The organism is Cylindrospermopsis curvispora GIHE-G1 (genome assembly GCF_014489415.1).
GTDB lineage: Bacteria > Cyanobacteriota > Cyanobacteriia > Cyanobacteriales > Nostocaceae > Raphidiopsis > Raphidiopsis curvispora_A.
Map to the genome: position 1 here is coordinate 1,142,781 of NZ_CP060822.1, position 13,569 is coordinate 1,156,349.

The 13,569-nt window shown below is 41.7% G+C and carries 10 protein-coding genes; 6 read left to right on the forward strand and 4 right to left on the reverse strand.

Annotation, left to right across the window (positions count from 1 at the left end; all coding sequences use genetic code 11):
• The first annotated feature begins 54 nt into the window (after positions 1 to 54).
• Both pds and crtB read left to right on the forward strand, forming a co-directional pair.
• Positions 55 to 1,467 (forward strand): 15-cis-phytoene desaturase, encoded by a 1,413-nt coding sequence (pds, locus tag IAR63_RS05380; RefSeq protein ID WP_187706861.1) that lies wholly within the window; start codon positions 55 to 57, stop codon positions 1,465 to 1,467.
• Positions 1,451 to 2,383, forward strand: coding sequence for a 15-cis-phytoene synthase CrtB (gene crtB, locus IAR63_RS05385; RefSeq protein ID WP_187706862.1), 933 nt, complete (start codon positions 1,451 to 1,453; stop codon positions 2,381 to 2,383). Before pds ends, crtB begins: the two co-directional genes overlap by 17 nt.
• A 99-nt stretch (positions 2,384 to 2,482) precedes the next feature.
• Here crtB and pcrA read toward each other — a convergent pair whose 3' ends face one another.
• Positions 2,483 to 4,810 carry a DNA helicase PcrA gene (gene pcrA / locus IAR63_RS05390; RefSeq protein WP_187706863.1) on the reverse strand — a complete coding sequence of 776 codons (2,328 nt, stop codon included), beginning with the start codon at positions 4,808 to 4,810 and terminating at the stop codon, positions 2,483 to 2,485.
• Positions 4,811 to 5,076: 266 nt separating this feature from the next.
• Here pcrA and IAR63_RS05395 point away from each other — a divergent pair, with 266 nt between their 5' ends.
• A complete protein-coding gene (locus IAR63_RS05395; RefSeq protein WP_187706864.1) occupies positions 5,077 to 5,514 on the forward strand; it encodes a CAAD domain-containing protein in 438 nt (145 codons plus the stop codon).
• Between the two features lie 195 nt (positions 5,515 to 5,709).
• On the opposite strand, the gene IAR63_RS05400 is transcribed toward IAR63_RS05395, so the two are convergent.
• Both IAR63_RS05400 and petH read right to left on the reverse strand, forming a co-directional pair.
• Positions 5,710 to 6,999, reverse strand: coding sequence for a homoserine dehydrogenase (locus IAR63_RS05400; protein WP_187706865.1), 1,290 nt, complete (start codon positions 6,997 to 6,999; stop codon positions 5,710 to 5,712).
• A gap of 109 nt (positions 7,000 to 7,108) precedes the next feature.
• A complete protein-coding gene (gene petH / locus IAR63_RS05405; protein WP_187707371.1) occupies positions 7,109 to 8,416 on the reverse strand; it encodes a ferredoxin--NADP reductase in 1,308 nt (435 codons plus the stop codon).
• Between the two features lie 694 nt (positions 8,417 to 9,110).
• On the opposite strand from petH, the gene IAR63_RS05410 reads away from it, so the two are divergent.
• Both IAR63_RS05410 and IAR63_RS05415 read left to right on the forward strand, forming a co-directional pair.
• A complete protein-coding gene (locus IAR63_RS05410; RefSeq protein ID WP_187706866.1) occupies positions 9,111 to 10,115 on the forward strand; it encodes a phosphoribulokinase in 1,005 nt (334 codons plus the stop codon).
• An 84-nt stretch (positions 10,116 to 10,199) separates the two neighbouring features.
• Positions 10,200 to 11,405, forward strand: coding sequence for a Coenzyme F420 hydrogenase/dehydrogenase, beta subunit C-terminal domain (locus tag IAR63_RS05415; RefSeq protein ID WP_187706867.1), 1,206 nt, complete (start codon positions 10,200 to 10,202; stop codon positions 11,403 to 11,405).
• Here the strand turns inward: IAR63_RS05415 and IAR63_RS05420 are convergent.
• The gene (locus tag IAR63_RS05420; RefSeq protein WP_187706868.1) at positions 11,402 to 12,631 is read right to left on the reverse strand and encodes a methionine gamma-lyase family protein; all 1,230 of its coding nucleotides are present in this window, start codon (positions 12,629 to 12,631) and stop codon (positions 11,402 to 11,404) included. The genes IAR63_RS05415 and IAR63_RS05420 overlap by 4 nt on opposite strands.
• 87 nt (positions 12,632 to 12,718) lie before the next feature.
• Here IAR63_RS05420 and IAR63_RS05425 point away from each other — a divergent pair, with 87 nt between their 5' ends.
• Positions 12,719 to 13,540 (forward strand): acyl-CoA desaturase, encoded by an 822-nt coding sequence (locus IAR63_RS05425; protein WP_187706869.1) that lies wholly within the window; start codon positions 12,719 to 12,721, stop codon positions 13,538 to 13,540.
• Positions 13,541 to 13,569 lie beyond the last annotated feature (29 nt).

The window sequence follows — 13,569 nt, forward strand, 5'->3', positions numbered from 1 at the left end:
AAGTATAATGAAAACGTCAAAACAATTAAGAAATATTGAAAACAGTAGGGTTAAATGCGAGTAGTCATCGCCGGTGCTGGTCTAGCAGGACTTTCCTGCGCAAAATATCTAGTAGATGCAGGTTACACCCCCATTGTCTTGGAGCGTAGGGATGTATTGGGTGGTCTAGTAGCGGCGTGGAAAGACTCCGATGGTGACTGGTATGAAACCGGTTTACACGCCTTTTTCGGGGCATATCCCAACATGCTACAACTGCTCAAGGAATTGGGCATTGAGGACAGACTTCAGTGGAAACAACACACGCTGATTTTTAATCAACCTGATAAGCCTGGAACGCTATCAAGATTTGATGTTCCTGATATTCCTTCACCTTTTAATATCATTGTCTCGATTCTACGTAACAATGATATGTTGACATGGGAACAAAAACTTCGTTTTGCTGTTGGTTTGTTGCCCGCTATAGTCCGAGGTCAAGAATATGTGGAGGAAATGGATAAATACAGCTTTGCTGAGTGGTTAAAAGGACAAGGCATAGGTGAAAGGGTGGCTAGCGATGTATTTATTGCTGCATCTAAGGCTTTGACCTTTATCAACCCAGATCAGGTATCTTCCACAATTTTACTGACCGCCCTCAATCGGTTTTTACAAGAACGGTATGGCTCAAAAATTGCCTTTTTAGATGGATCTCCTACGGAAAGGCTTTGTCAACCTATTGTGGATTATATTACTCAAAAGGGAGGTGAGGTTAGACTTAATGCTCCTTTAAAAGAGATTATGCTCAATCCTGATGGAACGGTTAGGGGATTTTTATTACGCGGGTTAGATGGAAAACCTGATGAAGTCATTACAGCTGATTTTTACGTTTCCGCTATGTCCGTTGATCCTTTAAAAGTAATGTTGCCAGAACCTTGGCGACAAATGGAATTTTTCCAAAAGCTGGAAGGTTTGGAAGGTGTTCCGGTAATTAATCTCCATTTATGGTTTGATCAGAAATTGACGGATATTGATCACCTACTTTTTTCTCGGTCACCATTACTTAGTGTTTATGCTGATATGAGCAATACTTGTCGTGAATATTCTAATCCTGATCGATCAATGTTGGAACTAGTTCTAGCTCCAGCCCAAGATTGGATTGATAAGTCCGACGAAGAAATAGTATCAGCGACCATGACTGAGTTACAAAAGCTCTTTCCCCACCACTTTGGGGGAGAGGAACCAGCCAAACTGCTGAAATCTCATGTGGTGAAAACTCCCCGTTCGGTTTACAAAGCGACTCCAGGTCGTCAAAAGTATCGTCCACCCCAGAAAACTCCCATCGCCAATTTCTTTTTAAGTGGGAGTTACACCATGCAACGTTATTTAGGCAGCATGGAGGGGGCCGTACTTTCCGGTAAACTGACAGCCCAGGCCATCTCCCATATCCCAACGCTAAATCGACCGCCTGCAAAGAATGCTGCAACTGCCTGATTCCCCTCCGCGCATGAAAACCCTGGTCTCTGTCCATGAGTCCTATAAACTTTGTCAGGAACTTACAGCCAAGTATGCTAAAACCTTCTACTTGGGCACCCTGTTGATGAGTCCGACAAAGCGTCAATCTGTTTGGGCAATATACGCTTGGTGTCGCCGTACAGATGAACTAGTTGATGGCCCTGCGGCCACTAAAACCACTCCAGAAACTCTCGCACAGTGGGAAAACCAGCTAGATTCTATTTTTGCTGGTTGCCCATTGGATAATTATGATGTGGCCCTGGTTGATACTCTCCAGCACTTTCCCCTGGAAATTCAACCCTTTAGGGATATGATTGCTGGACAGCGCATGGATCTCTATCGCAGTCGTTATGAAACTTTTGAGGATTTATATCTCTACTGCTATCGTGTGGCGGGTACTGTTGGTTTGATGTCAACTACTATTATGGGTGTAGATACTAATGTTTATTCTGCACCTTGGTATCGAGATATACAACCTTATTTGCCTGTTGAGGAAGCGATCGCTTTGGGTATAGCTAACCAGTTAACCAATATTCTCAGGGATGTGGGTGAAGACGCTCGCCGTGGTAGGATCTATATACCCTTGGAAGACTTGAAAAAATTCAGCTATTCTCCAGAAGAGCTGTTGCAAGGCGTTTTGGATGACCGTTGGCGTTCTCTCATGCGATTCCAGATTAAACGCGCTCGAGAATTTTATACCAAGGCTGACCGTGGCATTAGCTATCTGGCCCAGGATGCTCGCTGGCCAGTTTGGGCTGCTTCTATGCTCTATGGAAAAATTCTGGATGTAATTGAGCGTAATGACTATCAGGTGTTTAGCCAACGCGCTTACGTTCCTCAACTGCAAAAGATCAGTACCTTGCCTTTGGCCTGGATGCGATCGCAAGTTTTGTGACATTTACTAACAATTGGAATGGGACAAGTATAACGGTGAGAGTAACTTCCTGTTAAACCGATTTCATGCCCATTCCCTAATTTGCTAGTTTAAGCTGGTTTAATTTATTTTTTGCAGTTGTGCTACCTTGGGGTCGATAATTTTTTGACCCAAACTGGTAAATTTAATTGCCAGGGATATTTTTTCATCACTGGCAAAAACATGAGTAATTACACCTTTGCCAAAAGTTTTGTGTAGTACTTGTTCACCAACACGCCAGTTGTTAGTTTCTCCAGGGGTTTTTGGCGTGATTGTTGTGGATTTGGTAGACCTAGCAGCACGGATTTTTGACTTAGTAGTTAATAGGTGCTGGGGTAGTTCTCCCAGAAATTGTGATGGCAATGCTGGTTCTCTAGAGCCATACAACCTTCTTTCTCTGGCATGGGATAGGTACAATCGCTCTTGGGTACGAGTGATTCCCACATAACATAATCTTCTTTCTTCTTCTAAAGCTTTAGGATCTTGTAGAGAACGATAACCGGGAAATAGGCCCTGTTCTAAACCAACTAAAAACACTATGGGGAACTCCAACCCTTTAGAAGCGTGCAAGGTCATCAGAGAAACCGCATCCCTGGCTTCGCTCAAATTGTCTAAATCTGAACTTAATGCTGCACTTTGCAAAAATGCTTGTAAAGAAATATCATTTCCCCTGTTTTCGTCTTGGAACTGGGATACAGCATTATATAGTTCCTTAACATTACTAATTCTATTATCAGCTTCATCTGTTCCCTGGTCCATTAAATCCCGGAGGTACCCAGAATCTTCCAGAATTCCTTCCAAGACTTCTGATGCGGGAACTTGAGTCGTTTGCCATTTTTTAATCATGCTAGTAAAACCAGTCAAAGATTTTGCCGCACGTCCGGTCAAGGTGTTTACAGAAGTTTCATCACTCAATATCTCCCATAGGGTAGTACCTAACTGTTGGGAAGCGTTAATCAAAGCATCTATAGTAGATTTACCGATACCTCTTCGGGGAGTATTAATTATCCTTAATAGACTTACCGTATCTGCAGGATTATTAATTGCTCTTAAATAGGCAATAACATCTTTGATTTCCTTCCGGTCATAAAACTTCATGCCTCCCACCACGGTGTAGGGGATTTGATATTTTACCAGCAGTTCCTCAAAGGGTCGAGATTGGGCATTAGTACGATAGAGAATAGCAAAACTTCCCCAAGTAATATCAGGGTTATTAGTTTTTAAATTCCGAATTTGATTGATGACAAAATCTGATTCAGCGACTTCATCATCGGCTTTATGAAAATAAATAGACTCGCCCACATCTCGTGTAGGTTTGAGAATTTTATCAATGCGTTGGGTATTATTTTCAATCAGTTCATTGGCAGCTTGCAGAATATTTTCACAGGAGCGATAGTTTTCCTCTAGTTTCACCATAGTCCTGGTGTCATCATCATCTAAACCATCCCCAAAATCCTGTTGAAACTCCAATAGAATGGTAAAGTCAGCCATCCTAAAACTATAAATTGACTGGTCCGCATCACCAACTACAAACACCGAACGATTGTCCCAATTCCATTGGTTTTTGCGACATTCACCATTCGTGACTAATAAACGCAGTAGTTCATATTGAGTCCGATTGGTATCCTGATATTCATCTACTAGAATATGACGGAACTTGTTATGCCAATAGGCTAAAACCTGCTCATTTTGTCCAAATAGTCTAGTGGGAACTAGAATTAAGTCATCAAAATCCAAACTGTTATTGGCCGCTAGTTGATCTTGATAAAGGTTATACACTTCGCCAATTACTCGACCACGATAGTTAGGTTGTTGCTCTTCAAATTCTCGCGGTGATAAACCTTGGTTTTTAGCATTACTAATGGCATACCTAACGGATTTAGGATCGAACTTTTTACTGTCTAGGTTAAGTTGTTTTGTGACAATTTCTTTAATTAAAGTTTGTACATCAGATTCATCGAAGATAGAAAAGTTCTTCTGCCAGTGTCGGCCCTTTTCGTCTTGATATTTTTCAATATCAAACCTCAGAATCCGGGAAAATAAACTATGGAAGGTTCCACACCAGATGTTTTTAATGTAGGTACGGTAAACACTGGATATGACCTCGCTTTGTTGTTGTGCGGGCAATAAATCTAATTTCTGACCATATTGATTTATGGCAAATTGATCCGCGAATAATCTTTGGATCCGGTCTTTCATTTCCCTTGCAGCTTTATTGGTGAAGGTTACTGCTAAAATGTTCTCAGGGTGCACACGGTTTTGTAAAATTAGATTAGCAATCCGATAGGTTAGTGCTCGGGTTTTACCTGAACCTGCACCGGCAACAACTAGTAAGGGACCGCAATAATGCTCAACTGCTATACGCTGGCTAAAGTTGAGCTGACTAGTAAATTCATTATTTGTGTTCATAGGCATATTTGTTAGTTTACTAAGAATTAAGTTTTACTAGTTCGACAAGTCTAATTTGATTGAAAACCTTGTGTGTAAGTCTAGCTAAGTAATTCTGGAAAAGTTCCTGTACAAGGCTTGTTGTTTTAATACCAATCCAGATGCAAAAAGCGCAACTGTGTTTAACCGTTACCTTTGAAATAATTATGAGTAGATCTTAATCCATTGCCTAATCAACGATATTGTTGTCATAATTATACGAATTAGAAAACCCAAATTTGAAAGTTATGGAAGTCGAAATGCAAGAACCACAATACACAGAAACCAAAACCAAGGAAACTCCAATTCCAGATCTTAGTACCCAAACGGGGAGCATAACTAAACTCCAACCCCCGCCCAAATCTCAGGAACAATGGCTTAAATACGGTCAGGAGGTTTCTAACTTTTTGGGGACGCTGCCAGAATATCTAGTTGGGTTATTTGATAAGTATAAACAACCACTTCTTACCCTGGGATTAATAGTGACTGCTGGAGTAACTGTTAAGGTCATACTGGCTGTGCTAGATTCTTTAAATGATATTCCTTTGGTAGCGCCCACTTTTGAGCTAATTGGCATTGGCTACTCTGGTTGGTTTGTGTATCGCTATTTACTCAAAGCTTCTACCAGAGAGGAACTCACAAGTGAAATTGACACTTTAAAATCACAAGTTTTTGGGCAAGACTAACCATTAGAAAACGCATTTGAATGCTTGCTGCAGAATTGCATTAAAAATATTTGCGTCAAAGTGTTACAAAAGCCCATACAGCAATAGCCGGGTATGTAGAAGTGGAATATAAGCTTTCCAGCAAGCCCCACTTCTACATAATAGATATCTAGCCCCTAAGTTTGGTCGGTTTAATATAGATTTTAAAAACCTAGGTTAAAGCACTCGTAAAATGCTAGGAATGCTATCTATGGCCTCCATGGTGTGGATTTCCTCTAGGGATTGTCTAAAATCACCTTCTTTAACATCGTGGGTAACAACAACAATTTCTGCCATTTCCCCCTGGAAACCAGTTTGCACAACGGATTCTAAACTTACTTGGTATTTACCAAAGCAAGTCCCCAATTTACCAATGACCCCTGGGTGGTCCTTAGTCAGAAATCGAGCATAGAACCGGGTGACTAGTTGAGATATGGGGGCTATGTGGCAGTATTCTTTATGTCTACAGGATAAGAGTGGATTAGCTTGAGCAGTATTAGTCTTGATTGTTGCTACTAGATTTAATATATCTGAGCAAACTGCACTCCCCGTTGGCCCAGCACCCGCTCCCGGACCAAAAAACATCACTTGACCTATGGGTTCCCCCTCTACTAAAATGGCATTGTAAACACCATTGATACTAGCTAGGGGGTGGGTTTGAGAAACTAGGGTGGGGTGAACTCTCACTGACAACTGGGATTTGTCACCCGTTTGATTTTTAGCAATGGCTAGCAGTTTAATCACAAATCCTAATTTGCCAGCGTAGGCAATGTCTGTTTTTGTGATTTGACGAATACCTTCACAATAAACATCTTGTAAGTTAATTCTCTCTCCAAACCCCAATGACGCTAAAATAGCAATCTTATCCCCAGCGTCTAAACCATCAATATCAGCAGTGGGATCTGCTTCCGCATATCCCAATCTTTGTGCGTCAGCTAGGACTTCTTCTAGTTCACTCCCTTCCGTCTGCATCCTCGTGAGAATGTAATTGGTAGTGCCGTTTACAATACCAATAATACTATGAAGCTTGTTCACACTTAAAGACTGCTTTAAGGTTTTAATTACGGGAATGCCACCAGCTACTGCAGCTTCAAACATAACATATACACCAGAAGCATTGGCAGCAGTAAATATTTCTTCTCCGAATCGTGAAATGACAGCTTTGTTTGCTGTTACTACATGTTTACCATTTTCAATAGCCGTCATAATGAGTGTTCGCGCAGGTTCCAATCCACCCATCAGCTCAACAATGATATCTATCTGAGGGTCATTGACAATAGCTGATAAATCCCCGCTGAGGATTTCTTGGGGTAAGTTCACCGGGCGTGATTTGTTTGGCGATCGCACACCTATGCGACATATTTCCACTTCCTGTAACAGTGGGTGACGACCTTGCAAGTCCTGTAACAGTTGTACAGTTCCAGTTCCCACCGTACCCAATCCTAAGATTCCTAATTTTACACCCACGGATTTGGCATCCTATTACATACAAAACACACATAAAACAATTGTAGATGGGATGGAACCCCACCTACAAAATTGCAGGCAAAAATTGGGAAACAAGGCCAACAGTAGATTAATAGGTTTCTACATGCCAACGTCCTTCTTTTTTGATTGCCTTTTGATAATCACTCCAAGTGACACCCTCTTGAGCAGCGGCTTTAGACAAAGCAGCATCAATGCCATCTTCCATACCACGCAACCCGCAAATATACGTATGAGTTTTGGGGTTTTTGATCAGTTGCCACAGTTCATTGGCGTTTTCTGCTACACGGTCTTGGATATACATCCTACCACCTTCAGGATTGTTTTGTTCCCGACTGATAGCGTAGGTAAGACGGAAGTTATTAGGATATTGAGCTTGGATTTCTTCCAGTTCCTCCTTATATAGAATATTAGGAGTAGTGGGTACACCGAATAATAGCCAAGCAAATCCGTTAAACTGGTATTCTGAGTTAACAGATCTTTCCGCATCCTTGAACATCCGCCATAAATAGGCTCGCATAGGAGCAATACCCGTACCCGTTGCCAACATAATTACATTAGCATCAGTGTTATCGGGTAGCAGCATTTCCTTACCTACAGGACCGGTAATTTTTACATCATCACCTGGTTTAAGGTCAGTTAGATAGGTAGAGCAAACACCATACACTATTTCGCCACTTTCTGGGTGTTTATATTCCAGTTGACGCACGCAGAGTGATATTGTTGTGTCGTCCACATCATCACCGTGACGTGTAGAAGCGATTGAATAGAGTCTGAGTTTTTCTGGCTTGCCGTTTTTGTCAACACCGGGGGGGATAATACCGATACTTTGACCTTCTATATACTTGAGTTGGCTACCAGAAAGGTCAAATTTAAGATGTTGAACCTTACCTATTCCGCCTTGTCTAACTAGGGTTTCATTGGAAATACACTTGCCAATAAAGGGAGCGTTAGGACGATAAGTGTTCACGGGAACATCAGCGTGTTTAGTTTTCGCTTGGGTCATGGTGGTGCCTTTTTTATCCTTAGCTGGTGGTTTAGCAAAACCTTGAGCTTCGCTACTAGTAGCTGGTAGGGTGTTCTGTTTTGTGTTAACACTTACGGGTGCTGGGCTGCTGAGCTGGCTCTCGGTATTGGTGAGAACAGTTCGATTAGTACCCTGCTCTAAAACCGATACCGGGTAAATACTAACAATTTTGCCACCCAGACGTGTAATTCTTCGCATTTCTTGATTCATGCGGTTGTAAGGTACTCTGATGAATACACTGCCACTTTTGCGAATTGGGTAGTTCGTTTGGTCAGATTCCCGGTTCTGACGCAGACCCACCACTTCGTACACGAAGACGCGGCTACCTGATTCCATATTGGCAGCACCCTCAACAGGACCTTGATTGTTCATTCGTTCTACCACTCCAATATTCACTAACCGTTTATCAAAAATAATTCCCATCACATTATCAGCTTTCAGTTTACCGGATTTTCGTTGCACAAAACTGACTGTCTGGGAAAACCACATCATTAACGGTTATCAGTTATTAGTTTTTTACTATCGCTTAATAATACATAAACTAGATGATTATTAAACTTGCCAGCTTGTGTATTGCTGTGCTTAGTAAATAATAACTGTTAACTGACACAATGCTACAATAATTGGTATCGGTTAAGGCGAGTAAAGAAGTTAAAGAACATACCAGCATATCTTTTAAGATAGATGATGTATCCTTGAAAGAATGTTAGTCGTAAAGCAATTTAATTAAATCTTCTTAGTTGTTATTTTTTAGTAAATTTCCGCTATTGTATAGCTCTAGTCATCTGGCGATCCCCATGACTAAAATGTTTGCCAACAAGTACCAGATATATGTTCAAATATGATTAGTACACTGATTTAGCAACTTTAACAGCCAATTTGGTTACAAAATAGGTTTTTTTCATTTTTTTGTTTATCGCGGGGGGGGTCAATAGTCTGATATGCTTTTTTTGTAATGGTCAGCCAAGGATATTACCTCCCAGGTAAACAAACTCCTAACTGCAAAAATCTGTTGTGAGAAAAAATATTTGGTTTAGTCATTTCGTTTAGTATTGAGAGGAGATTTATGACAAGTAAGCCGGAAAGGGTGGTATTAATTGGAGTAGCAGGGGACTCAGGATGCGGCAAATCTACGTTTTTGCGCCGGTTGATTGACCTGTTCGGTGAAGATTTTATGACAGTGATCTGTTTAGATGACTATCATTGCTTAGACCGCAAACAACGTAAAGAAACTGGTATTACTGCCTTAGATCCTAGAGCTAATAACTTCGATCTCATGTATGAGCAAATTAAAGCTCTGAAAGAAGGTTATGCTGTTGATAAACCAATTTACAACCATGAGACCGGCATGATTGACCCGCCGGAAAGAATTAAACCTAATCACATTATTGTGGTTGAAGGTTTGCATCCTTTGTACGATGAAAGAGTCCGATCCCTTTTAGATTTCAGTGTTTATTTTGACATCAGCGATGAGGTGAAAATTGCCTGGAAGATTCAGAGAGACATGGCAGAGCGTGGTCATCGATATGAAGATGTTTTAGCTCAAATTAACTCTCGCAAGCCCGACTTTGATAAATTCATTGAGCCTCAAAGAGAGTTTGCCGATGTAGTTTTACAGGTATTGCCTACAAACTTAATCAAAAACGATACTGAGCGCAAGGTTCTGCGGGTAAGAATGCTGCAAAAAGAGGGTAAAGAGGGATTTGCACCGGTTTACCTATTTGATGAAGGTTCAACCATCCAATGGACTCCTTGTGGAAGGAAGTTAACCTGTTCCTATCCTGGCATGCAAATGTACTACGGTTCTGATGTTTATTATGGTCGCTATGTTTCTGTTTTGGAAGTAGATGGCCAGTTTGATAATTTAGATGAAGTAATCTATGTAGAAAAACATTTGAGTAATACATCTACTAAATACATTGGTGAAATGACCCACTTGTTGTTGCAGCATCGTGAATATCCTGGTTCTAATAATGGCACTGGTTTATTCCAAGTCTTAACCGGGTTAAAAATGCGCTCTGTTTACGAAATTTTGACAGCCAAGGAAGCAAAACTAGCAGTTAAAGCCTAAATTTTGCCATGTTGGTAAACTCAAAAGGGGAACATCTACCGGGTGAACCCCTTTTTCATATCTAGTAATTAATAAGTAAAAGTTATGACTAATATAAACTCTAATAATCACAAAAAGTCAAAAGCACTGAAACCTGGTAGTCGTCGTCCAGCTAAGGAACTTTGTAGCGAGTGTGGACTGTGTGACACTTACTATATCCACTATGTTAAAGAAGCTTGTGCCTTTATCACTCAAAGAATAGAGGAGTTAGAAGTAAATACTCATCAGCGGTGTCGAGACCTAGATAAAGAAAATGAACTCTACTTTGGTGTACATCAAGAAATGATGGCAGCTCGGAAACAAGTACCTATCGTTGGTGCCCAATGGACAGGAATTGTGAGTACCATAGCTATAGAAATGTTAAATCGTGGTTTAGTGGAAGGGGTTGTCTGCGTGCAGAATAGCCAAGAAGACCGCTTTCAACCCATGCCCACCATTGCCCGCACTCCTGAAGCCATACTAGCTGCTAAGGTCAATAAACCCACCCTTTCCCCCAATCTCTCGGTTTTAGAGGAAATTGAGCGGTCAGGGATGAAAAAGTTATTGGTTATCGGAGTAGGTTGTCAAATTCAAGCCTTGCGTACAGTAGAAAAACAACTGGGACTGGAAAAACTCTATGTTCTGGGTACACCATGTGTGGATAATGTTACTAGAGCCGGACTGCAAAAATTTTTAGAAACTACTAGTCGTTCTCCTGGAACGGTTGTTAGTTACGAGTTTATGCAGGACTTTCGTGTACATTTTAAACATGAAGACGGGTCGGAAGAAAAAGTGCCCTTCTTCGGTTTAAAAACCAACATCCTCAAGGATATATTTGCCCCGTCCTGTATGAGTTGCTTTGATTATGTTAACTCCCTAGCAGATCTAGTGGTGGGGTATATGGGTGCACCCTATCCCTGGCAATGGATAGTTGTTAGAAATGATACAGGCAAGCAAATGTTAGATCTGGTGAAGGAACAACTAGAAATTCAACCAGTCATGTCTCAAGGTAACCGTCAACCTGCTGTACAGCAGGGAATAAAAGCCTACGATGACGCAGTGACATTGCCGATGTGGGTAGCCCAACTAATGGGAATCGTGATAGATAGAATTGGGCCCAAAGGTTTAGAATACGGAAAGTTTTCCATAGATTCTCACTTTGCCAGAAATTATTTATACGTTAAGCGCCATCATCCTCAAAAACTAGAAGCCCACGTCCCCGAGTTTGCTAAGCGGATTGTAGCCCAGTATGATTTACCAGAAGTTGACTAAAATTCTCCCACTGCTTCTATAGCCACTTGTAGAGCTAAAGAGACGTGAGTCCAATGAGTACCACCTTGGCAATATACAATATAAGGCTCTCTTAACGGACCATCAGCGGATAGCTCCAGAGTGCTTCCCTCAATGAAGGTTCCCCCCGCCATAACCACCTGACTTTCATAACCTGGCATAGCATCGGGAACCGGATCCAAATAGGAACCAACAGGAGAAGATTGTTGAATGGCCTTACAAAAGGCAAGGAGTTTTTTTGCCGAGCCCAGTTTAATAGCTTGAATCACATCTCCCCTGGGTGCTAGGGGTAGAGGATTAACCGCATATCCTAGCTTATCAAATACGTAACCAGTAAGATATGTTCCCTTCATGGCTTCCCCCACCATTTGAGGTGCTAAAAACAATCCCTGGAATAGCAACCGATTTTGATCGAAAGTTGCTCCTCCTGCACTACCAATACCAGGAGCAGTCAGTCTACAAGCTGCTGCTTCCACCAGATCAGCTTTGCCCGCTATGTAACCTCCTGCTGTAACAATTGTGCCACCAGGATTTTTGATGAGTGACCCAGCCATCAGATCGGCCCCCACGTGGGTGGGTTCCCTAGTATCAATAAATTCGCCGTAACAGTTATCTACAAAACAGATTGTCCGGGGGTTTTGTTGTTTAACTATCTCAACTACCCTTTTTATTTCATCAATAGAAAGACTAGAACGCCAGGAATATCCACAGGATCTTTGAATCAAGACTAACCGGGTGTTTTCCTGGATGGCAGTGCTTAATTTTTGCCAATTTATTTTTCCCTGGTCTGTTAGTTCCAGTTGGCGATATTTTATGCCAAAATCAATCAGGGAGCCTTGGTTTTGCCCTCGCAAACCAATGACCTCTTCCAGTGTATCGTAGGGAGAACCAACCACTGCCAACATCTCATCCCCAGGACGGAGTACCCCATAAAGCGCACAGGCGATCGCGTGAGTACCTGAAACAATCTGTACTCTCACCAAAGCTGACTCAGCTCCCATGACCTGAGCAAAGACTTGATCCAATGTATCCCTTCCTAAATCATCGTGTCCATACCCGCTCACGCCTGCGAAATGGTGTGATCCCAGATGATGATCACGAAAGGCGTTCAAGACTCTTTGAAGATTATGCTTGACCTGAGCGTCAATACCATAAAAAATTTCTAATAGTGCCCGTTCTGCTGCTCGCAGGTGTTCTAAGTTGTTCATTGTTTCCTCATTCAAAAAAACATTTAAGAATATGCAGATTCTTCAATCGGGCATATTAGTCTGGACAATTCCTATCAAGGTTACTGCATGACAATTGCTACTTCAACTAAACGTCAAATCAACTGGGTGAACACCCTGTTTTTCATCTTCCTGCACATCGGTGCCCTATTTGCTTTTATTCCCAGTAACTTTAGCTGGACAGCAGTTGGTGTGGCATTACTACTCTACTGGGTTACTGGTGGTTTGGGGGTTACCCTGGGTTTTCACCGTCTGATTACCCATCGTAGTTTTCAAAGTCCAAAATGGTTAGAGTATTTTTTAGCCTTGTGTGGTACTCTTGCTTGTCAAGGAGGGCCTATTGAGTGGGTAGGAACACATCGTATTCACCATTTACACTCTGACACTCCAGAAGATCCCCATGATTCTAACAAAGGTTTCTGGTGGAGTCATATTGGTTGGTTAATTTTCCATTCTCCCGCCCATGCTCAAATTCCCCGCTTTACAAAAGATATCGCGGAGGACAGAGTTTATCAGTTCTTGCAAAAATATTTCATTCCCATCCAATTCTTCCTAGGTGTGTTTTTATTAATTTTGGGTGGATGGTCCTTTGTAGTTTGGGGCATTTTTGCCCGCATAGTTTGGGTTTACCACTGTACCTGGTTAGTTAATAGTGCTACCCATAAATTTGGATATCGTACTTATCCTGAATCCGGAGATAGGTCAACCAACTGCTGGTGGGTGGCGGTTCTAGTGTTTGGTGAAGGCTGGCATAATAATCACCATGCCTTTCAGTATTCAGCTCGTCATGGATTGCAATGGTGGGAAGTTGACCTAACGTGGATGACCATTCAGCTGCTACAAGTTCTGGGTCTAGCTACAAATATTAAACTAGCGCCCAGAAAAGTGTAGACCATAATTTAGGTCTCATGTCAATAGTT

What these genes read in the sequence shown, in the direction of transcription:
- pds (WP_187706861.1), top strand. Translation starts at nt 55, where the DNA reads ATGCGAGTAGTCATCGCCGGTGCTGGTCTAGCAGGACTTTCCTGCGCA.
- crtB (WP_187706862.1), top strand. Translation starts at nt 1,451, where the DNA reads ATGCTGCAACTGCCTGATTCCCCTCCGCGCATGAAAACCCTGGTCTCT.
- pcrA (WP_187706863.1), bottom strand. Translation starts at nt 4,810, where the DNA reads ATGAACACAAATAATGAATTTACTAGTCAGCTCAACTTTAGCCAGCGT.
- IAR63_RS05395 (WP_187706864.1), top strand. Translation starts at nt 5,077, where the DNA reads ATGGAAGTCGAAATGCAAGAACCACAATACACAGAAACCAAAACCAAG.
- petH (WP_187707371.1), bottom strand. Translation starts at nt 8,416, where the DNA reads ATGAACAATCAAGGTCCTGTTGAGGGTGCTGCCAATATGGAATCAGGT.
- IAR63_RS05410 (WP_187706866.1), top strand. Translation starts at nt 9,111, where the DNA reads ATGACAAGTAAGCCGGAAAGGGTGGTATTAATTGGAGTAGCAGGGGAC.
- IAR63_RS05415 (WP_187706867.1), top strand. Translation starts at nt 10,200, where the DNA reads ATGACTAATATAAACTCTAATAATCACAAAAAGTCAAAAGCACTGAAA.
- IAR63_RS05420 (WP_187706868.1), bottom strand. Translation starts at nt 12,631, where the DNA reads ATGAACAACTTAGAACACCTGCGAGCAGCAGAACGGGCACTATTAGAA.
- IAR63_RS05425 (WP_187706869.1), top strand. Translation starts at nt 12,719, where the DNA reads ATGACAATTGCTACTTCAACTAAACGTCAAATCAACTGGGTGAACACC.